The 20,336-nt window shown below is 72.0% G+C and carries 15 protein-coding genes; 12 read left to right on the top strand and 3 right to left on the bottom strand.

Going from position 1 to position 20,336, the window contains the following annotated elements:
* Positions 1-168: 168 nt before the first annotated feature.
* Positions 169-828 (bottom strand): DUF1707 domain-containing protein, encoded by a 660-nt coding sequence (locus HYQ63_RS27380; protein WP_257232181.1) that lies wholly within the window; start codon positions 826-828, stop codon positions 169-171.
* 177 nt (positions 829-1,005) lie between these two features.
* On the opposite strand from HYQ63_RS27380, the gene HYQ63_RS27375 reads away from it, so the two are divergent.
* On the top strand, positions 1,006-2,706 hold the full coding sequence (locus HYQ63_RS27375; RefSeq protein ID WP_179936552.1) for a fumarate hydratase: 1,701 nt from the start codon (positions 1,006-1,008) through the stop codon (positions 2,704-2,706).
* A 128-nt stretch (positions 2,707-2,834) separates the two neighbouring features.
* On the opposite strand, the gene HYQ63_RS27370 is transcribed toward HYQ63_RS27375, so the two are convergent.
* Positions 2,835-3,914 carry a chitinase gene (locus tag HYQ63_RS27370; RefSeq protein WP_179936551.1) on the bottom strand — a complete coding sequence of 360 codons (1,080 nt, stop codon included), beginning with the start codon at positions 3,912-3,914 and terminating at the stop codon, positions 2,835-2,837.
* A gap of 174 nt (positions 3,915-4,088) precedes the next feature.
* On the opposite strand from HYQ63_RS27370, the gene HYQ63_RS27365 reads away from it, so the two are divergent.
* The 6 genes from HYQ63_RS27365 to HYQ63_RS27340 all read left to right on the top strand — a co-directional run bounded on the left by HYQ63_RS27365 (position 4,089) and on the right by HYQ63_RS27340 (position 12,662).
* A complete protein-coding gene (locus HYQ63_RS27365) occupies positions 4,089-4,943 on the top strand; it encodes a hypothetical protein (protein WP_179936550.1) in 855 nt (284 codons plus the stop codon).
* On the top strand, positions 4,940-7,177 hold the full coding sequence (locus HYQ63_RS27360) for a bifunctional polysaccharide deacetylase/glycosyltransferase family 2 protein (protein WP_179936549.1): 2,238 nt from the start codon (positions 4,940-4,942) through the stop codon (positions 7,175-7,177). Before HYQ63_RS27365 ends, HYQ63_RS27360 begins: the two co-directional genes overlap by 4 nt.
* A gap of 78 nt (positions 7,178-7,255) precedes the next feature.
* Complete coding sequence (locus tag HYQ63_RS27355) at positions 7,256-8,647, top strand: aspartate ammonia-lyase (protein WP_179936548.1); 1,392 nt, start codon at positions 7,256-7,258, stop codon at positions 8,645-8,647.
* A gap of 68 nt (positions 8,648-8,715) precedes the next feature.
* A complete protein-coding gene (locus tag HYQ63_RS27350) occupies positions 8,716-9,417 on the top strand; it encodes a DUF402 domain-containing protein (RefSeq protein ID WP_179936547.1) in 702 nt (233 codons plus the stop codon).
* Positions 9,418-9,551: 134 nt separating this feature from the next.
* The gene (locus HYQ63_RS27345) at positions 9,552-10,271 is read left to right on the top strand and encodes a bifunctional 2-polyprenyl-6-hydroxyphenol methylase/3-demethylubiquinol 3-O-methyltransferase UbiG (protein WP_179936546.1); all 720 of its coding nucleotides are present in this window, start codon (positions 9,552-9,554) and stop codon (positions 10,269-10,271) included.
* Between the two features lie 60 nt (positions 10,272-10,331).
* Positions 10,332-12,662: a SpoIIE family protein phosphatase gene (locus HYQ63_RS27340; protein ID WP_179936545.1), complete on the top strand. Its 2,331-nt coding sequence runs from the start codon at positions 10,332-10,334 to the stop codon at positions 12,660-12,662.
* A gap of 144 nt (positions 12,663-12,806) precedes the next feature.
* Here the strand turns inward: HYQ63_RS27340 and HYQ63_RS27335 are convergent, their stop codons facing one another.
* On the bottom strand, positions 12,807-15,044 hold the full coding sequence (locus HYQ63_RS27335) for a transglycosylase domain-containing protein (protein WP_179936544.1): 2,238 nt from the start codon (positions 15,042-15,044) through the stop codon (positions 12,807-12,809).
* Between the two features lie 218 nt (positions 15,045-15,262).
* Between HYQ63_RS27335 and HYQ63_RS27330 the strand changes: the two genes are divergently transcribed.
* The 5 genes from HYQ63_RS27330 (at position 15,263) to HYQ63_RS27310 (ending at position 20,318) form a co-directional block, all read left to right on the top strand.
* Positions 15,263-16,204, top strand: coding sequence for an SPFH domain-containing protein (locus HYQ63_RS27330; RefSeq protein ID WP_179936543.1), 942 nt, complete (start codon positions 15,263-15,265; stop codon positions 16,202-16,204).
* Between the two features lie 131 nt (positions 16,205-16,335).
* Positions 16,336-16,539: a hypothetical protein gene (locus HYQ63_RS44920; RefSeq protein ID WP_257232650.1), complete on the top strand. Its 204-nt coding sequence runs from the start codon at positions 16,336-16,338 to the stop codon at positions 16,537-16,539.
* A 100-nt stretch (positions 16,540-16,639) separates the two neighbouring features.
* Positions 16,640-17,164, top strand: coding sequence for a PadR family transcriptional regulator (locus HYQ63_RS27320; RefSeq protein ID WP_179936541.1), 525 nt, complete (start codon positions 16,640-16,642; stop codon positions 17,162-17,164).
* Complete coding sequence (locus tag HYQ63_RS27315) at positions 17,161-17,847, top strand: ABC transporter ATP-binding protein (RefSeq protein WP_179936540.1); 687 nt, start codon at positions 17,161-17,163, stop codon at positions 17,845-17,847. The genes HYQ63_RS27320 and HYQ63_RS27315 overlap by 4 nt, the downstream gene beginning before the upstream one ends.
* Positions 17,844-20,318 (top strand): ABC transporter permease, encoded by a 2,475-nt coding sequence (locus HYQ63_RS27310; protein WP_179936539.1) that lies wholly within the window; start codon positions 17,844-17,846, stop codon positions 20,316-20,318. The genes HYQ63_RS27315 and HYQ63_RS27310 overlap by 4 nt, the downstream gene beginning before the upstream one ends.
* Positions 20,319-20,336: the final 18 nt, after the last annotated feature.

Raw genomic sequence — 20,336 nt, 5'->3', positions numbered from 1 at the left:
GACGACGGCTCCGGTGTTCACCCTTGCCCGCCTCCCGCCGTACGGCCCCCATGTGCACCCCCATCAGCCGTACGAGAGACGATGCACCAAGCCTTACCCGCTGTGCGCACGCTTATGCACACGGTTGTCCCGCCCGGAAATTCCGTATGCACAGCGGCTGTTCAGCCCTTATGACCTCAGGTTCTTCACACGTTTCCCGCGCTTCGGCTTGGCCTCGACCCCGCCGAAGAGCGCGAATCCGCTGACCCGGATCACCGGCGCGTCGGGGTCCGGAGCCTCGTGTTCCGCGACATCCACGCCGCCGAACACGCCGGAGCCCGAACCGTGCAGCGAGACGTTCTCCGGGACCTTGATCTCCACCCCGCCGAACACCGCCCACGCCTGGATGACGATCTCCCGCTGCTCGAAGACCGCCTCGGTGAGGTCGATCTCGACGCCGCCGAAGACCGCGAAGGCGTGCGTACGGCGCCGGGGCCGCCAACGGCCCTTGCGCACGGCACCGCCGAAGACCGCGACCAGGTTCTCGGGATCACCGGCCGGGCCGGACGCCGCGTCGGACGGCAGGCCCGCCGCGGCGCGGGCCGGGCCCGCGGGCACGTCCCGGACCAGGGGCTCCAGCTCGCCGCGGGTCTTGGCGCGGTAGACCGCGTCGATCCGCTCGGCGTGCTCCTCGGGGTCGAGCCGCCCTTCGGCGAGGGCCTCCCGCAGGATGTCCGCGATCCGGTCGCGATCCGCGTCGGACGCGCGGATCTCCGCCTCCGCGACGGGCGCCGGAGCGGGGGCGGACTTGGTCAGGGGGACCGGCTGCTGCGACTGCTGCTCATCCACGCCCGACAGAGTACCCAGTCGCGATAGATCGCGACTAGTGGTGTGCGGCGGCGCGATATACGGCGGGCTCCGGTGAGCCTTACCTCACAAGCTCCGGCTCCCCCGCCCCGTTCTACGCTTATGCACGCGCTGTCGACGAAGTCAGCCGTAGCCCCCGTCGAGTAAGGAATGGCCGCGATGCCCGCCGCTTCCCACCCAGCCCACCCGGCGTTTGCCTATTCGGACCTGCTGCCCCTAGGAGAGGACACCACGCCGTACCGTCTGGTGACCTCCGAGGGCGTGAGCACCTTCGAGGCCGACGGGCGCACCTTCCTCAAGGTCGAGCCGGAGGCGCTGCGCAAGCTCGCGGCCGAGGCGATGCACGACATTTCGCACTATCTGCGCCCCGACCACCTCGCCCAGCTGCGCCGCATCCTCGACGACCCCGAGGCCAGCCCGAACGACCGCTTCGTGGCGCTGGACCTGCTGAAGAACGCCAACATCGCGGCGGCCGGGGTGCTGCCGATGTGCCAGGACACCGGCACCGCCATCGTCATGGGCAAGCGCGGCCAGAACGTGCTGACGGAAGGCGGCGACGAGGAAGCCCTGTCGCGCGGCGTCTACGACGCGTACACCAAGCTCAACCTGCGCTACTCCCAGATGGCCCCGCTGACCATGTGGGAGGAGAAGAACACCGGCTCCAACCTGCCCGCGCAGATCGAGCTGTACGCGACCGACGGCGGCGCCTACAAGTTCCTCTTCATGGCCAAGGGCGGCGGCTCGGCGAACAAGTCCTTCCTCTACCAGGAGACGAAGGCGGTGCTGAACGAGGCATCGCTGATGAAGTTCCTGGAGGAGAAGATCCGCTCGCTGGGCACCTCCGCCTGCCCGCCGTACCACCTGGCGATCGTGGTCGGCGGCACCAGCGCCGAGTACGCGCTGAAGACCGCGAAGTACGCCTCCGCGCACTACCTGGACGAGCTGCCCGCTTCGGGCTCCCCGACCGGTCACGGCTTCCGCGACAAGGAGCTGGAGGAGAAGGTCTTCGAGCTGACGCAGAAGATCGGGATCGGCGCGCAGTTCGGCGGCAAGTACTTCTGCCACGACGTACGGGTCGTCCGGCTGCCGCGGCACGGCGCGTCCTGCCCGGTCGCGATCGCCGTCTCCTGCTCGGCCGACCGCCAGGCGCTCGCGAAGATCACGCCGGAGGGCGTCTTCCTGGAGCAGCTGGAGACCGACCCGGCGCGCTTCCTCCCGGACACCACCGAGGAGGAGCTGACCAAGGGCGCGGGCCCGGACCTGGACGCGGTCGCCATCGACCTCAACCGGCCCATGGACGAGGTCCTGGCCGAGCTGACCAAGCACCCGGTCAAGACCCGGCTCTCGCTGACCGGCACGCTGGTCGTCGCCCGTGACATCGCGCACGCGAAGATCAAGGAGCGGCTGGACGCGGGCGAGGAGATGCCGGAGTACCTGAAGAACCACCCGGTGTACTACGCGGGCCCGGCCAAGACCCCCGAGGGCTACGCCTCCGGTTCGTTCGGCCCGACCACGGCGGGCCGGATGGACGCGTACGTCGAGCAGTTCCAGGCGGCCGGCGGCTCGAAGGTCATGCTGGCCAAGGGCAACCGCTCCCAGCGGGTGACGGACGCGTGTGCCGCGCACGGCGGCTTCTACCTGGGCTCGATCGGCGGCCCGGCGGCGCGGCTGGCGCAGGACTGCATCAAGAAGGTCGAGGTCCTGGAGTACGAGGAGCTGGGCATGGAGGCGGTCTGGAAGATCGAGGTGGCGGACTTCCCGGCGTTCATCGTGGTGGACGACAAGGGGAACGACTTCTTCACCGACCCCGGTCCGTCGCAGCCGTTCGTGAGCACCATCCCGGTCCGGCCCGGCGCCTGACCCGTACGCAGCCCGACGGCCCCGGCCGTGGCCCGTTCACCACGGGGCCGTGGCCGGGGCCGTCGGGCTGTCGGGCCGTCGGGCTGTCGGGCCGTCGGGCTGTCGGGCCGTCGGGCTGTCGGGCGGGCTCAGCCGGACAGGGCCGCCTCGAAGGCGCCCGGGCGCTGGGGGACGCCGCTACAGGAGGTGCTGGGGGCGGTGGCGGGACGCTCGGGGGCCGCGGCGCCGGTGTCGCCGCCGTTCTCGGCGCCCGTGTCCTCGGCCGTGCACGGGCGGTCCCGTTCCGCGGACCACATCGACAGCCGCCCGATGCCCTTGGTGGCCGCGAAGCGGGCGAGTCCGGCCGCGTCCTCCAGCGTGAAGACCTCGCCGGTCACGTCGTTGACCCCGATCATCGGCGTGACGGCGATGGTCTTCCACGCGGCGGCGTCGGACAGCCCGAGCACCCGGCGGACCTTCTCGTGGGCCGCGGTGGCCGCCTGGATGGCGTAGCGGCCCATGTCGCCCGTGTGGTCGCCGCTGTAGTTCATGGCCATGACGTTGACCGACGAGACCGTGACGCCCTCTTGCCGGGCCGCGGTCAGCTGGGCGAGGGCCCCGGGGGTCAGCCCGTTCGGCATGGCGGGCAGGGTGAAGGAGACGTTCAGCCCCTCGTGGGTGCGCTGGACCAGGGCGATGGCCTCGGCCCGGCGGGCGATGGCGGCGGCGTCGGCGAGGGCGTCGCCCTCGATGTCGAAGTCGGCCCGGATGATCCCGTAACGCTCGATCACCTCGGTGTACGCGGCGGCGAGTTGTGAGACGTCGTCGCAGGCCGTCGCCAGCTCCGTGCCGTCGGCGCCGCCGAAGGAGATCCGTACGTCGCCGCCGGCCCGCCGGGTGGCCTCGATACGGGCCGTCAGCGCCGGGTCGTCGAACGGGATGCCGCTGTCCCACGCCGGGGCGCAGCCATCGCCCGATACGACGAAGCCCAGGGTGAATTCCTTGACGCCACGCGCCGCCGCGGCGGCCATGTCGTAGCGCGAGCTGGCCCAGGCGCTGACGTACGGCACGAAGTCGGCGGGGGGCGGCGCCGGGCGGGGGGCGGCGTGCGAGGCCGCGTCGGGCGACTCGGACGACTTCTCGCTGCCCGCCCAGACGGCGATGGTGGCGCAGAGCACGGCTCCGGCCATGGCGATGCCGCTCATGCGGGGGCTGGCCCTGAATCGCACGCGCGCTTCCTTCCGCTCCGGGGTGAGGGGGTGAGGCAGCCAAGGGGCCGGGGCTGGTCCCCGGCCCGGCCTCTCCGCCAACCTCGCACATCGGATCAAAAGTGACGAACTATGACACACCGCATATTTGACACATAGGTTGTATGTCGTATTTTCTGGACTAGCCTCTGACGCATGGATCCTCAGTCAGATGTGGCCGAGCGTGCGCCCTCGCGTCCCGTCCGCTCCGACGTGGCCGGGAAGGGGCCCGTCTTCGTGGACCTCTCCGGGCGCCGCGGCCGGCTGGTACGGCACGCGGGCGCGCTCGCGGGGGCCGTCTGCTTCGGCTATTCGGCGGTCCTCGGAATGGGTTTCGCGGGCGGTACGGCCATCGCTCCCGAGACGCTGATCCCCGGACGCCCCGTCACCACGGAGGCGCTCGGCCGCGAGCCGAGGAGCGCCCCGGAGGGGCATTCCGGCGGGCGTTCCGGGGCGCATGAGCGCCCGTCGGAAAACCGTTACGCCCAGGATGACCAGAACGGCCCGGCCCGCCCCCGGCCGCACTCCCCCGCGGGGGCACGCCCCGCGGGCGCCCGGAAGCCCACCGCGCTCGCCCGCCCCGCGCCACCCCAGTCGCACCGCGCGCCCTCGGCGCGCGACGCGCGGCCGAAGCGCGGGGCGCACTCCGCGCGCCCCGGCCACCGCCCGGCCGCGCACCACGCCCCGCAGCACCGACGGTCCGCGGCCCACCGGCCCGGCCAGGCGCCGCATCACGCGCGGCCCCACGAGCCCGCCTCGTCGCATGCGCGCCCGGCGCCCCACAAGCCGCCCCGGAAGCCGGTGGACCCGGCGCCCGATCCGGTGAAGAAGCCCCCGGCCGCCAGGCCCGGCAAGCCTGCCGAGCCGGGCCCCGACCGCCCCCATAACCCCGGCAAGGGCCAGGCCAAGCCCCCGGTGAACGAGCCCGAGCCCCCGGCGTGGGGGCCGACCGACTCGCCCGGCGGGATCAACTGGCAGACGCTCACGCCGTTCCGCGGCAGGGCGACATGAGCGGCGGCAGACCGCCGAAGCTGCCGCGGCCGCGCGGCCGCAGACTCGTGACGCTGGGCAAGACGCCCGGCAGCGGGACGCCCGCGCCCCGCGCGCCCCGGACGTCCCGCCTCCGGGGGCGCGTTCGGCTGCGCACCCGCACCCGGATGGCCTTCGCCCTGGCCACGCTGCTCGCACTCGTCTGCGCCCTGCTGCTGGACGGATATCTGTACGCCGAGATCGGCAACGACGCCCGGGTGCACGCCGCACACTCGTACCGCAGCGTCCCCGAGCGGCTGCGCAACGGCGGACCGGTCATCACCTTCGACCGGAAGGGGAAGGCGACCGAGCACTCCATCCCCGCCAAGACCGTCGCGCTGACCTTCGACGACGGCCCGGACCCGCGCTGGACCCCGGAGATCCTGGCGGTGCTGCACAAGCACCGCGTGCCGGGGACGTTCTTCGTGCTGGGTCAGATGGTGGTCCGCCACCCGGGGCTGGTGCGCCGGATGGTGGCGGCCGGACACGAGATCGGCGTGCACACCTTCTCCCACGTCGACCTGTCCTACCAGGACAAGCAGCGGATGAACCGCGAACTGGCCCAGTCGCAGCTGGCGCTGGCGGGCGCGGCGGGCGTCACCAGTTCGCTGTTCCGGGCGCCGTACGCCTCGGAGGTCTCGGCGCTGGACGACCGCACCTGGCCGGTCCAGCAGCACGTGGGCGCCAAGGGCTACGTCAGCGCGTTCGTGGACACCGACAGCGAGGACTGGCGGCGGCCTCCGGTCAAGGAGATCGTCCAGAACGCCACCCCCCGCGGTACGAAGGGCGCGTCCGTGCTCTTCCACGACGCGGGCGGCAACCGCGCGCGGACCGTGAAGGCCCTGGAGCGCTACATCCACCGGATGGCGGCGCGCGGCTACACGTTCACCACCATCACCGGCGCGCTCGACGCCCGGAGCGCCAACCACCCGGCCCCGGCCGTGCGGGTGTGGGAGGGCCGGGCGCTGATCTGGGCCGCGCAGGCCACCCAGCACGCGCTGCCGGTGCTCATCGGGATGCTGGGGGTCGTCGGCTTCGCGGTGTTCGGGCGGCTGCTGCTGATGCTGGGTCTGGCCTGGTGGCACCGGCGCTCCCGGGACCGGCGCCGCTACACCCTGGTGCAGGAGGTGCACGACCCGGTGAGCGTGATCGTGCCCGCGTACAACGAGAAGGAGTGCATCGCCCACACCCTGAACTCGCTGGCCGCCTCCACCCATCCGATCGAGATCCTGGTGGTGGACGACGGATCGACCGACGGCACCGCGGACATCGTGGAGGCGATGGGCCTGCCGAACGTGCGGGTGCTGCGCCAGCCCAACGCGGGCAAACCCGCCGCACTGAACAACGGCATCGCGAACGCCCGCCACGAGCTGATCGTGATGATGGACGGCGACACCGTCTTCGAGCCCACCACCATCCGCGAGCTGATCCGCCCCTTCGCCGACCCCGGGGTCGGCGCGGTCGCGGGCAACGCCAAGGTCGGCAACCGGGGCAGGCTGATCGGCGCCTGGCAGCACATCGAGTACGTGATGGGCTTCAACCTCGACCGGCGGATGTACGACCTGCTGCGCTGCATGCCGACCATCCCCGGTGCGATCGGCGCCTTCCGCCGCCGCGCGCTGCTGGACGCCGGGGGCATGAGCGCCGACACCCTGGCCGAGGACACCGACGTCACCATCGCGCTGCACCGGGCCGGCTGGCGGGTGGTGTACCAGGAGCACGCCCTCGCCTGGACCGAGGCGCCGGGCACCCTGGGCCAGCTGTGGAAGCAGCGCTACCGCTGGAGCTACGGCACCATGCAGGCGCTGTGGAAGCACCGCCGCTCGCTGATCGACCGGGGGCCCTCGGGGCGGTTCGGCCGGGTGGGGATGCCGCTGGTGGTGCTCTTCCAGATCGTCACGCCGCTGTTCGCGCCGCTGATCGACCTGTTCACGCTGTACGGGGTGATCTTCGTGGACCCGGTGCGGTCGCTCGCCGCGTGGGGCGCGCTGCTGCTGGTGCAGCTGCTGGGCGCGGCGTACGCCTTCCGGCTGGACCGCGAGCGGTACCGGGCGCTGGCCGTGCTGCCGCTCCAGCAGATCGTCTACCGCCAGCTGATGTACCTGGTGCTGCTGCATTCGTGCGTGACGGCGGCCACCGGCGCCCTGCTGCCCTGGCAGAAGCTCAAGCGCACCGGCGAGGTGGAGGCGCCGCGCACCCCGGAGGCCGTACGGTGACCCAGCTCACCGGTCCGCCCCGGACGGCGCGGGAAGACGGCATAGCGGTACGACGCTGTGCTGGACGGAGGTGTCACGATGACCGACGAGAACTACCGGACCGAGCACGACTCCATGGGTGAGGTGCGGGTGCCCGCCCACGCCAAGTGGCGCGCCCAGACCCAGCGCGCCGTGGAGAACTTCCCCGTCAGCGGGCAGCGCCTGGAGCGGGCGCACATCGAGGCGCTGGCCCGGATCAAGGCCGCGGCGGCGCTGGTCAACGCCGAGCTGGGCGTGGTGGAGAAGGACATGGCGGCCGCGATCGCGGAAGCGGCCGCGGAGGTCGCCGAGGGCCGCTGGGACGACCACTTCCCGGTGGACGTGTTCCAGACCGGCTCCGGCACCTCGTCCAACATGAACACCAACGAGGTGCTGGCCACCCTCGCAGCTGAGCGGCTGGGCCGCCCGGTGCACCCCAACGACCATGTGAACGCGAGCCAGTCGTCCAACGACGTCTTCCCGTCCTCCATCCACGTCGCCGCCACGGCGGCCGTCACCGCCGACCTCATCCCGGCGCTGGACCATCTGGCGGAGGCGCTGGAGCGCAAGGAGGCCGAGTTCGCCGAGGTGGTCAAGGCGGGGCGCACCCATCTGATGGACGCCACTCCGGTGACGCTGGGCCAGGAGTTCGGCGGCTACGCGGCGCAGGTGCGGTACGGGGTGGAGCGGCTGCGCGCCGCGCTCCCCCGGCTGGCGGAGCTGCCGCTGGGCGGCACCGCCGTGGGCACCGGCATCAACACCCCGCCGGGCTTCCCGGCCGCCGTCATCGCCGAGCTGGCCCGGGCCACCGGGCTGCCGCTGACCGAGGCCCGGAACCACTTCGAGGCGCAGGGCGCGCGGGACGGGCTGGTGGAGACGTCCGGCCAGCTGCGGACCATCGCGGTCGGCCTCACCAAGATCGCCAACGATCTGCGCTGGATGGCATCCGGTCCGCGCACCGGTCTGGCCGAGATCGCGCTGCCCGACCTCCAGCCCGGTTCGTCGATCATGCCGGGCAAGGTCAACCCGGTGATCCCCGAGGCCGTGCTGATGGTCGCGGCCCAGGTCACCGGCAACGACACGACCGTCGCCACGGCCGGGGCCGCCGGGAACTTCGAGCTGAACGTGATGCTCCCGGTGATCGCCAAGAATCTGCTGGAGTCGATCCGCCTGCTGACCAGCGCCTCCCGGCTGCTGGCGGACCGCACCGTCGACGGGATCACCGCCAACGTCGAGCGGGCGCGGGAGTACGCGGAGTCCTCGCCGTCCGTCGTCACCCCGCTCAACCGTTACCTCGGGTACGAGGAGGCGGCGAAGGTCGCCAAGAAGTCCCTGGCCGAGCGGAAGACCATCCGCGAGGTGGTGCTGGAGTCGGGCTATGTGGAGCGCGGTCTGCTGACCCGGGAGCAGCTGGACGAGGCGCTGGACGTGCTGCGCATGACACATCCGTAAGCCCCTGTTGTACTGTGCGTGCGGCATAGGTCACGGCACGGCGGCCCCGTCGCACCTAAGATCTGCTCATGACAGCGGACATCGTGGAGACGACGGGCATGGCGGGCGGCGCCAGATGGGCGCCGGGGGACCACATCCTCTGGCGTTATCGCGCCAACGCCTCCGACGCCATCCACATCTGCCGTCCCGTGACCGTCGTCCGGGACACCCCGGAGGTGCTGGCCGTCTGGCTGGCGCCCGGCACGGCGTGCGTCAAACCGCAGCTCGCCGACGGTACGCAGGTGCACCGCGAGCCGCTGTCCACGCGCTACACCAAGCCGCGCACCACCGCGCTGTCCCAGTGGTTCGGCACCGGGGTGCTCAAGCTGGCCCGGCCCGGCGAGCCCTGGTCGGTGTGGCTGTTCTGGGAGCGCGGCTGGCAGTTCAAGAACTGGTACGTGAACCTGGAGGAGCCGCTCTCCCGCTGGAGCGGCGGGGTGGACTCCGAGGACCACTTCCTGGACATCGCGGTCTACCCGGACCGCAGCTGGGAATGGAAGGACGAGGACGAGTTCGCGCAGGCGCAGCGGGCCGGTCTGATGCCCGGTGAGCAGGCCGAGCGGGTGCGGGCGGCGGGCCGGGCCGCCGTGGGGCTCATCGACTCCTGGGACGCGCCGTTCCGGGAGGGGTGGGAGGAGTGGCGTCCGGATCCGTCGTGGACGGTACCCGTTCTCCCGGCGGACTGGGACCGTATCGACAGGGGGCGTACGTCGGCGCACTCGAGGTCCTGAACCTCTTGCTGTGTCCCCGTGTTTCAAACGTAGGATCGTCGTCCGGAACACTGCACATGCGGGAAACAAGACATAGGCGCAACTCACGGGCGATGCGCACGATCTGACGCAATGTCACAGGAGGGGCGGGAGTCGTGAGCGGTGAGGACGACAACGGCGACGGCTATGCGGGCTACGAGGACTTCGACCGCCTGGCGCTCGACCGCAGCGGTCAGGCAGAGGCGTTCGACGCGATAGGCGACCGCTACGACGACGCCTTCCCCCATAAGGAAGGCCAGGTCGCGGCCGGTCGATGGCTGGCCGAGACGCTGCCGCCCGGCTCCCGCGTGCTCGACGTCGGCTGCGGTACGGGGCTCCCAACGGCCCGTCAGCTGACCGACGCCGGACACCGGGTGACGGGCATCGACATCTCGCCCGGGATGCTGAAGCTGGCCCGGGACAACGTGCCGGGCGCCGAATTCCACCAGGTGGACATCGTCGACCTGCGGGTCGGCGGCCGGTACGGACCCGGGGGCTCCCGGGAAATCGGCCCGTTCGACGGCATCGCCGCGTACTTCTCGCTGCTGCTGCTGCCCCGCCCGGAGATCCCGTACGCGCTGCGCGCCCTGCACGCCGTGTTGAGACCCGGGGGACTGCTGGGACTCGGCATGGTCGAGGCGGACGTCGACGACTTCGCCATTCCGTTCCTCGGCAACTCGGTCCGGGTATCCGGTTATCTGCGGGACGAACTTCGACAGGTCGTGACGGATGCGGGCTTCGAGATCGCCGGGGAGGACTCGCACGCGTACGCCCCGGCCAGCACGGACGTACCACCCGAGATCCAGCTCTATCTGAACTGCCGACGACGTGCCTGACACTCGGTGCGCGCCCGACGAGACGGGGGCGCACGGCCCCGGACGGATGGAAACCCACGCGTGACGGAGCACCCCACCTCCCACAACAGGCGACAGGCTGCCACCCCTGCCGCCGCCTCGGGCACGCCCGAGGACGCGCACGGCGCGGTCCCGGACCCGCGGACCGCCGTGCGGCAGACGGCCGCCCCCGGCCAGGAGCCGGGCGGCGGCCGGCCGCGTCCCGCCTTCCCCGCGGACGGCCCGGCGGCCGCCCCGGGCTCCGGCGACGCCCCGGCCCCGGAGCCGGACGGAACGCCGGCCGAGGGGGAAGCACGGCCACAGCGCCGCGGCCACCGTGCGGCGAAGGCCGCACCGCGCGGCGGCGAAGGGACCAAGCGCGCCGGTGGAGGGACGCAAGCCCGGAACACGGCGCAGAGCGAGCAGCCGGAGCACGGCACACCGGAGGGCGAGCCTGTGTGGGACGCGGACCGCAATGCCGCCAGAGGCGCGGCGCGCCGACCCGGGGCCCGGGACGACGCCCCCAGCACCGCGGCGGGCGAACACCCGGCCCCGGCGCGGCCGGGCCCGGCGTCGGGTGACGTCGCGGCCGCCGGTGAGGTCGCGTACACCACCCCCGAGGGCGGGATGCCCGCCGTGCCGCCCGCGAACGCGCCCGGCGCCGACGGCTCCGCCGCCCTGCGGGACCGCAGCGGGGACCGGCTGCGGTTCGTCGGGGCGGCGACGCGGCGCATCGCGCGCGGCATCGACCTCGACGAGATCGTGCTCGGCCTGTGCCGGGCCACCGTGCCCACGTTCGCCGACGCGATCCTGGTCTACCTGCGCGATCCGCTGCCGGTCGGCGACGAGCGCCCGGTCGGCCCGGTGGTGCTGCGGCTGCGCCGCACCGACCGGATCCCGCTGGACCCGGACACCGAGAGCGGACGGCTGCCGCTGATGTCCTCGCAGCCCGACCTGGCGCCCGCCGTGGGCGGCGGCCCCGCGGCCGAGCTGTGCGAGGTGGTGGCGGGCGGCCCGCTGGCCGAGGTGCTGCGCGGGGTGCGGCCGGTGTTCGGCGACTCGCAGGCCGCCCGCGCCGCGCTGCCCGAACTCCTCGGCGACGGGCCGTCGGTGGCGACCGGTCAGCGCACCGTGCTGGCCCCGCTGCGCGGGCGCCGCCGGGTCATCGGCGCCGCCGTCTTCGTCCGCCGCCCGGACCGGCCGCCGTTCGAGCCGGACGATCTGCTGGTCGCCGCCCAGCTGGCCACCCACACCGCGCTCGGCGTCGACAAGGCCGTGCTGTACGGGCGCGAGGTCTACATCGCGGACGAGCTCCAGCGCACCATGCTGCCCGACTCGCTGCCCCAGCCCACCGGCGTCCGGCTGGCCAGCCGCTATCTGCCCGCGGCCGAGACCGCGCGGGTCGGCGGCGACTGGTACGACGCGATCCCGCTGCCCGGCAACCGGGTGGCGCTGGTGGTCGGCGACGTGATGGGCCACTCCATGACCTCGGCCGCGATCATGGGCCAACTGCGCACCACCGCACAGACCCTGGCCGGGCTCGACCTGCCGCCGCAGGAGGTGCTGCACCACCTCGACGAGCAGGCCCAGCGGCTCGGCACCGACCGCATGGCCACCTGCCTGTACGCGGTCTACGACCCCGTCGCGCACCGCATCGTGGTCGCCAACGCGGGCCATCCGCCACCCCTGCTGCTGCACCGCGGCGGCCGCGCCGAGGTGCTGCGGGTGCCGCCGGGGGCGCCGATCGGGGTCGGCGGCGTCGACTTCGAGGCGGTCGAGCTGGACGCGCCCGCCGGGGCCACCCTCATGCTCTACACCGACGGCCTGGTCGAGTCGCGGATGCGCGACGTGTGGACCGGGATCGAGCAGCTGCGCGAGCGGCTGACCGCCACCGCCCGGCTCACCGGCCCCAACCCGCCGCCGCTGGAGCCGCTGTGCGACGAGGTGCTGGACATGCTCGGGCCCGGCGACCGCGACGACGACGTGGCGCTGCTCGCGGCCCGCTTCGAGGGCATCGCGCCCAGCGACGTCGCGTACTGGTTCCTGGACCCCAAGGCCCAGACTGCCGGGCAGGCCCGCCGGCTGGCCCGCCGGGCGCTGGCCCGCTGGGACCTGGAGGACCTCACGGACGCGGTGGAGCTGCTGGTCAGCGAGGTGGTCACCAACGCCGTGCGCTACGCGGAGCGGCCCATCACCCTGCGGCTGCTCCGCACCGACGTGCTGCGCTGCGAGGTCGGCGACGACGTGCCGCAGCTGCCGCGGCTGCGCCAGGCCCGGCCGTCCGACGAGGGCGGGCGCGGGCTGTACCTGGTCAACCGGATGGCGCGGCGGTGGGGCGCGACCCGGCTGTCCACGGGCAAGGTCGTCTGGTTCGAACTGGCCATGCCGTCCTGAGCCGCCCGGCACCTTCCGTGCCGGGCCCGCCGCCTCATGAGACCGGCCGCCCGGCACGGAAGGTGCCGGGCGGCCGGTTCGCTGGGCTCTATCAGACCTGTCGGATCGGTCAGACTGTCGGATCGGTCAGACCTGTCGGATCCGTCAGCCTCCGCCTTGTCCGTCGTCGTCGCCGCCGCCGTTCTCCCCGCCCGGCAGGGTGGCCGGGGGGCTGAAGGTCGGTGAGGTCGGGGACGTGGACGGCGGGGTCGACGGGGTCGCGGGCGTGGTCGGCGCGGTGGGCGAGTCGTCCGCAGTCGGGCTCTTGCTCGGGGTCGGGCTCTCGCTCTTCGTGGGAGGCGCGGACGTGGTCGGGGGCTCCTCGGACTCCGTCGTCGGCGGGGGCGGCGCCGCGTTGTCCAGCTCGGTGTCCAGGTCGAACTTCGTGGTCGAGTCCTCGTCCAGGGTGCTGCCCATGTACGAGCTCCAGATCCGGGCCGGGTAGTCACCGCCGTTGACCCGGCCGCCGCCGGCCAGGCCCTTGAGCGTGACCTGCTTGCCGCCCTCCGCCTCCCCGAACATGCCGACCGAGGTGACCAGGTCGGGGGTGTAACCGGTGAACCAGGCGGACTTGTTGTCGTCCGAGGTGCCGGTCTTGCCCGCCATCTCCTGGCCCTTGGTGCGCACGGCCTGGCCGGTGCCGTCGTCGACCACACCGGTCAGCACCTGGGTGACGGAGTCGGCCGCGCCACGGCTGATCGCCTGGCCGTTGGTCGGGTCCGGCAGTTCGGCCTGCTGCTCCTCGCCCTTCTCGGCGGACTTCACGAACGTCGGGGTGACCTTCTTGCCGTGGTTGTCGAGGGTCGCGTAGACCCCGGCCATCTCCTTGGGGCTGGCGCCCATCACGCCGAGCGACATCGCGGGGCGCACGTCGAAGCCGTTCTTCACGTCGCCGGTCATGCCGAGGTCCATGGCCGTGCTCTTGACCTTGTCCAGGCCCACGTCCACCGCCATCTGCGCGAAGACGGAGTTGACGGACTTGTTCATCGCCTTCTGGACGTTGATCGGGCCGTAGGACTTGTCGTCCTCGTTCGGCGGGGCGAAGGCGGTGACGCTGCCCTTGACCGGCCGCTTGCTGGTGCCGTCGTAGAGGGTGCTCGCCGTGATCGGCGTGCCGTTCTGGGTCGTCGAGCCGTTCTCGTAGGCCGAGGCCAGGATGAGCGGCTTGAAGGTGGAGGCGGGCTGGTAGTCCGCACGGGTCGCATTGTTGATGTAGTGCTCGGTCGCGCCCGCGCCGCCGTACATCGCCACGATGCCACCGGTCTTGGGGTCCACGGAGATCGCGCCGACCTGCGCGTCCTTGTCGACCTGTCGCTTCTTGGGGTCCAGCTTGTCCGTCAGCTCGGTGCGGACCGCCTTCTCCAGCGCCTTCTGCTTCTTCTTGTCGATGTTGAGGGTGACCGTCCAGCCGCCGGCCTCGAACTCCTTTTCGTCCACCCCCTCCTTGTACAGCTCCTCCTTGGCTGCCTTGATCACGTAGCCGGTCTGGCCGTCGAGCCCGGCGATGGGGCGGGGCGCGATGGGTTTCTGGAACTTCAGCCCGTCACGCTCGCTCTGGGACAGCCAGTCCTTCTCGACCATGTTGTTGAGGATGTAGTTCCAGCGGGCCACGACCAGCTTCTTGCCGTTGGGACCTGCCGTTGAATAGTCGTACTGGCTGGGGGCCTGGAGCAGTGCCGCGAGATAGGCGCCCTGCGCGACCGTCAGCTTCTCGACGTCCTTGTTGTAGTACGCGCGGGCGGCGGCCTGGATGCCATAGGCGCCGCGGCCGTAGTAGCTGGTGTTGATGTAGCCCTGGAGGATGTAGTCCTTGGACCGGTCCTGGTCCACCTTGAGGGAGATCACCAGCTCCTTCGCCTTGCGGCTGACGGTCTGCTCCTGGCTCAGGTAGTAGTTCTTGACGAACTGCTGGGTGATGGTCGAGCCACCCTGCTTGCCCCGGCCGAGGGCGGTGTTGATCAGACCGCGGGCGGTGCCGGAGAAGGACACGCCGGAGTCGGTGTAGAAGTCCTTGTTCTCGGCGGCGACGAAGGTGTGCTGCACCTTCTTGGGAATCTTGGAGAGCGGCACCGACTCGCGGTTGACCGAGCCCTCCTTCGCCATGATCGAGCCGTCGCTGTACTTGTAGATGTTGGCTTCCGCCCTCGCCGCGGCGTTGGCCGGGGGCACCTTCACGAGCATGTACAGGATGAAGAACCCTCCGACGGCCAGGGCGCCCAACGCGACGAAGTAGCCCAACACCATCTTCCAGGTGAAGAACCGGCGTATACCCCCCTGCTTGGCGGCCTTCTTGGCCCTGCGTGCGCCCTTCTGCCGCGCCCGCCGATCGTCCGCTCTACCCATCTCTCCCGCCGCTCCAGTCCATCCGCCCCCCGCACCCAAGCCAGCTCATGAAGCTAGCACCGCAACTACCGGCAAATACTCATCGATCAAGCTTTTTCCGTACGTGACAAAGAGCACGTCCCTCAGGGGAACTGACGGGCCAGCACCGCCGAGGGTTGCACAGGAAGCCAAATGTGCTATCACTTTGCTAGACACTCTCGAAGAGAAACGGGGACCCCATGACCGACACCGCCACCCCCACCGCCGACATACCGGCCATCCCCGAGCCACAGGTACGGGAGCGGCCCGCCAAGAACATCAGCGGCGGCCTCGCCCTGCTGCTGGGCCTGGTCGGGCTGATCGCCGGGGTGGGGCTGATCCTGGCCGGGGCCGCCGTCGCCGCCGACCACAAGGGCGCCGGGTCCACGGCGCTGATCGTCGCCGGGATCGTGGTGATCCTCACGTCGATCATCACCATGTGCGGGCTGAACATGGTCGCGCCGGGCGAGGCCCGGGTCGTCCAGCTCTTCGGCCGCTACCGCGGCACCATCCGCACCGACGGGCTGCGCTGGGTGAACCCGCTGACCAGCCGGGAGAAGATCTCGACCAGGGTGCGCAACCACGAGACCGCGGTGCTCAAGGTCAACGACGCGTACGGCAACCCGATCGAGCTTGCCGCCGTCGTGGTCTGGAAGGTCGAGGACACCGCGCAGGCGATGTTCGAGGTGGACGACTTCCTGGAGTTCGTCGCCACCCAGACCGAGGCGGCCGTGCGCCACATCGCCATCGAGTACCCGTACGACGCCCATGACGAGGACGGCCTGTCGCTGCGCGGCAACGCCGAGGAGATCACCGAGAAGCTCGCGATCGAGCTGCACGCCCGGGTCGAGGCGGCCGGGGTCCGCATCATCGAGTCGCGCTTCACCCATCTCGCGTACGCCCCGGAGATCGCCTCCGCGATGCTCCAGCGGCAGCAGGCGGGCGCCGTGGTCGCCGCCCGGCGGCAGATCGTGGACGGCGCGGTCGGCATGGTCGAGGCGGCGCTGGCCCGCATCACCGAAGAGGAGATCGTGGAGCTGGACGAGGAGCGCAAGGCGGCGATGGTCAGCAATCTGATGGTGGTTCTGTGCGGCGACCGCGCCCCGCAGCCCGTCCTCAACACCGGCACGCTCTACCAGTGACGGACCGGGACGAGAAGGGCACGACCGCGGAGGGCACCACCGCGGAGGGCACCGCCGGAGCGGGCACGCCCGGAGCGGCCACGCCCGGCGCGGGCGCGACCGGTCGGCAGCCGCGGCGGCAGCGCAAGCAGATGCTGCTGCGGCTCGACCCGGCGGTCCACGACGCCCTCGCCCGGTGGGCGGGCGAGGAACTGCGCAGCGCCAACGCGCAGATCGAGTTCCTGCTGCGCAAGGCGCTGGCGGACGCGGGCCGACTGCCCGGCACGGCCCGCCCGATCCCCCGCCGCGGCCGCCCGCCCCGCCCGGCTGGCGGGGACGAGCCCGATGACAGCTAACGGCGGGGGCCGGACCGCACAGTAGGCCGCTGACCAGGGCAGATACATCGCCCATCGCAACTATACACACGAGGTATACGCATGGTGTAGAGTGCCGCGCATGTCAATCGGCCACACCCTGCTCGGACTTCTGGAGTCCGGTCCACGACACGGCTACGACCTCAAGCGCGCCTTCGACGAGAAGTTCGGGCACGACCGCCCGCTGCACTACGGACAGGTCTACTCGACCATGTCCCGGCTCCTGAAGAACGGCCTCGTGGAGGTCGACGGCGTCGAGCACGCGGGCGGTCCCGAGCGCAAGCGCTACGCGATCACCGACGCGGGCATCACCGATGTGGAGCAGTGGCTCGCGCAGCCCGAGAAGCCCGAGCCCTACCTCCAGTCGGTCCTCTACACCAAGGTCGTCCTCGCCCTGCTCACCGGGCGCGACGCCGCCGATCTGCTCGACGTCCAGCGCGCGGAACACCTGCGGCTGATGCGCGAGCTGACCCAGCGCAAGCGCCGCGGCGACCTCAGCGACCAACTCATCTGCGACCACGCCCTCTTCCACCTCGAGGCCGACCTGCGCTGGCTTGAGCTCACCGCGGCCCGCCTCAGCCCACTCGCCAAGGCGGTGCGTTCATGACTCCGGCGGGATCCCTGCTGATAGCCGACGGCCTGCACAAGTCGTACGGCCCCACCCCCGCGCTGGACGGCGCGGACTTCTCCATCCACCCCGGCGAGGTCGTCGCCGTGATGGGCCCCTCCGGCTCCGGCAAGTCGACGCTGCTGCACTGCCTGGCCGGGATCGTCCGGCCGGACTCCGGCGCGGTCCACTACGGCGGGCGCGAGCTGTCCGCCCTGTCGGACGCCGAGCGCAGCAGCCTGCGCCGCGGTGAGTTCGGCTTCGTCTTCCAGTTCGGCCAGCTCGTCCCCGAGCTGACCTGTGTGGAGAACGTCGCGCTGCCGCTGCGGCTCAACGGGGTCAAGCGCAAGGAGGCCGAGGCCCGGGCGGTGTCCTGGATGGAGCGGCTGGAGGTCGCCGATGTGGCGGCCAAGCGGCCCGGCGAGGTCTCCGGCGGTCAGGGGCAGCGCGTCGCGGTCGCCCGTTCGCTGGTCACCGGGCCGCGGGTGCTGTTCGCCGACGAGCCGACCGGTGCGCTGGACTCCCTCAACGGCGAGCGGGTGATGGAGCTGCTGACCGAGGCGGCCCGGGAGACCCGTACCGCGGTCGTCCTGGTCACCCATGAGGCGCGGGTCGCCGCGTACTCCGACCGCGAGGTCGTCGTGCGCGACGGCAAGGCGCGGGACATGGCGGGCGTCCGATGAGCGGCCCGAAAGACGGCCACACGAGCCCGGGCGACGGCACCTCCGGCCGCGCGACCCTGACGGCCGTACGGCCCTCGCCCCCGGCCCCGGCCCCCGAGCCGCCGCAGCGCCCCGGCATCGCCCGGTGGGCCGCGGACCTCGCCATGGGCGGCCGGTTCGCGGTCACCGGCGGGCGGGAGAGCTGGGCCCGGACGATCATGACGGCGGTCGGCGTCGGCCTCGGTGTCACGCTGCTGCTGCTCGCCGCCTCCGTCCCCTCCATGGACTCCGCGCGCAACGAGCGGTCCAACGCCATCGCCGCCTTCGGCTTCGGGGAGGAGCCGAAGCCGGGCCCCGGCACGATCCGCCTGGCCATGGCGAACACCGACTACCACGACAAGGACATCCAGGGCCTGGTGATGGCGCCCGACGGCGACCGTCCGCCCCATCCGCCGGGCATCGGCCGCCTTCCGGCCGCCGGGGAGATGTGGGTCTCGCCCGCGCTGAAGGAGCTGCTCGACTCCGACGAGGGCAAGCTGCTCCGGGACCGCTTCCCGTACCGCACCGTCGGCGTGATCGGCGACAGCGGGCTGAGCGGCCCCGCCGAACTCCGCTACTACGCGGGCGTCCCCCAGGAGCAGTTCGACCGCGTCCCCTCCGAATACCGCATCGACCGCTGGGGCGCCCAGGACACCAGCGGGGACGAACTGGATCCCGCGCTGGTGCTGCTGGTCGTCATGGGCTGTGTGGTGCTGCTGCTGCCGGTGCTCATCTTCATCGCCACCGCCGCCCGCTTCGGCGGCGAGCGGCGCGACAAGAGGCTGGCCGCGCTGCGGCTGGTCGGCGCCGACATCCACATGACGCGGCGGATCGCCGCGGGTGAGTCGCTCTTCGGATCGCTCCTCGGGCTCGCGGTCGGCGCCGCGCTCTTCCTGCTGGTGCGGGAGGCCATCGGCGGCGCCTCGATGATGGGCATGAGCTTCTTCACCTCCGACATCACGCCCTCCCTCCCGCTCGCCCTGGCGATCGTGCTGACCGTGCCCGCCTCGGCCGTCGCCGTCACGCTCATCGCCCTGCGCGCCATCGCCATCGAGCCGCTGGGCGTCGTACGGAACGCCACCCCCAAGCGGCGACGGCTGTGGTGGCGACTGCTGCTGCCGCTCCTCGGCATCGGGCTGCTGGCTCCGCTCGCGGGCGGCTTCGGGGCGGGCAGTTCGGGCGGCGACCTCAAGCCGTACCAGGCCGCGGCCGGTGCCGTGCTGCTCCTCATCGGCACCACCGCGCTGCTGCCCTGGCTGGTCGAGGCCGTGGTGGAGCGCTTCGGCAAGGGCCCGGTGCCCTGGCAGCTCGCCACCCGCCGGCTCCAGCTCAGCAGCGGCACCGCGGCGCGCGCGGTCAGCGGCATCACGGTGGCGGTCGCCGGGGCCATCGCGCTCCAGATGCTCTTCGCGAGCGTGGAGGCCCACAACACCAAGGAGACGGACCAGGACCCGAACCGCGCCCAGCTGGTCGTGAACATGAACGTGGACAACGGCGCCCAGGCCCGCGACGCCTTCGCACGGCTCGGCGCGGCCAAGGGCGTGCGGAGCGTGCTCGGGGTCACCGAGGACTCCTTCTCCGACCCGCGCAGCAAGGTGAAGGACCCGGCCTACATCCCGACCGACTCCCTCACCGTCGCCGACTGCCCGGCGCTGCGCGAGCTGGCCCACATCACGAGCTGCCGGGACGGCGATGTGTTCACCGTCACCGCGGACCCGGAGTACACGGGCACCGACCACGCCTTCGCGAAGCCCGGCGCGCAGATCAATCTGGCCTTCGACGACGGCATACCCACGCCCGGCAAGCCGAAGCTGTGGACGGTCCCCCGCTCTGCCAAGAAGGTGGAGTCCAGGCAGGACCCGATCGGCGCCCAGCGCACCGGCATCCTCGCCACCCCCGGCGCCTTCGACGTCTCCGACCTGTCCGACCCGCAGGCGGTGGCGATGCTCAGGCTGGACCCGAAGGTGCCGGACGCCGCCGAGTACGTACGCAACGCCAGCGCGACGATCGCCCCGACGCTCGACGTGATGCAACTCACCAGCTCGTCGCAGTCGTCCGAGTTCCAGGCGATCCGCAACGTCCTGTTCATCGGCGCCACCGCGACGCTGCTGCTCATCGGGGCCAGCATGATCGTGACCACCCTGGAGCAACTGCGGGACCGCAAGCGGCTGCTCTCGGTCCTGGTCGCCTTCGGCACCCGGCGCACCACGCTGAGCTGGTCGATCCTGTGGCAGACCGCGGTCCCGGTGGTGCTGGGTCTCGCGCTGTCGATCGCGGGCGGGCTGGCGCTGGGCGTCCTGCTGCTGAAGATGGTCGGCGAGGGGATCGCCGTGGACTGGGCCGGACTCGCCGCGATGACCGGCATCGGCGCGGGCGTCATCCTGGTGGTGACCCTGGCCAGCCTGCCGCCGCTGTGGCGCATGATGCGCCCGGAGGGCCTGCGCACCGAGTAGCCCCCCAACGGGCAGAGC

Source organism: Streptomyces sp. Rer75 (genome assembly GCF_013414305.1).
GTDB classification, from domain to species: domain Bacteria; phylum Actinomycetota; class Actinomycetes; order Streptomycetales; family Streptomycetaceae; genus Streptomyces; species Streptomyces himastatinicus.
Note: the sequence above shows the minus strand (reverse complement) of the source record. Positions and strands in the feature narration are given on the sequence as shown.

Excerpts from the sequence above, each read along its gene's own strand:
- HYQ63_RS27330 (WP_179936543.1), top strand. The coding sequence starts at position 15,263 with ATGACCGACACCGCCACCCCCACCGCCGACATACCGGCCATCCCCGAG.
- HYQ63_RS27310 (WP_179936539.1), top strand. The coding sequence starts at position 17,844 with ATGAGCGGCCCGAAAGACGGCCACACGAGCCCGGGCGACGGCACCTCC.
- HYQ63_RS27360 (WP_179936549.1), top strand. The coding sequence starts at position 4,940 with ATGAGCGGCGGCAGACCGCCGAAGCTGCCGCGGCCGCGCGGCCGCAGA.
- HYQ63_RS27320 (WP_179936541.1), top strand. The coding sequence starts at position 16,640 with ATGTCAATCGGCCACACCCTGCTCGGACTTCTGGAGTCCGGTCCACGA.
- HYQ63_RS27335 (WP_179936544.1), bottom strand. The coding sequence starts at position 15,044 with ATGGGTAGAGCGGACGATCGGCGGGCGCGGCAGAAGGGCGCACGCAGG.
- HYQ63_RS27355 (WP_179936548.1), top strand. The coding sequence starts at position 7,256 with ATGACCGACGAGAACTACCGGACCGAGCACGACTCCATGGGTGAGGTG.
- HYQ63_RS27375 (WP_179936552.1), top strand. The coding sequence starts at position 1,006 with ATGCCCGCCGCTTCCCACCCAGCCCACCCGGCGTTTGCCTATTCGGAC.
- HYQ63_RS27315 (WP_179936540.1), top strand. The coding sequence starts at position 17,161 with ATGACTCCGGCGGGATCCCTGCTGATAGCCGACGGCCTGCACAAGTCG.
- HYQ63_RS44920 (WP_257232650.1), top strand. The coding sequence starts at position 16,336 with ATGCTGCTGCGGCTCGACCCGGCGGTCCACGACGCCCTCGCCCGGTGG.
- HYQ63_RS27350 (WP_179936547.1), top strand. The coding sequence starts at position 8,716 with ATGACAGCGGACATCGTGGAGACGACGGGCATGGCGGGCGGCGCCAGA.
- HYQ63_RS27365 (WP_179936550.1), top strand. The coding sequence starts at position 4,089 with ATGGATCCTCAGTCAGATGTGGCCGAGCGTGCGCCCTCGCGTCCCGTC.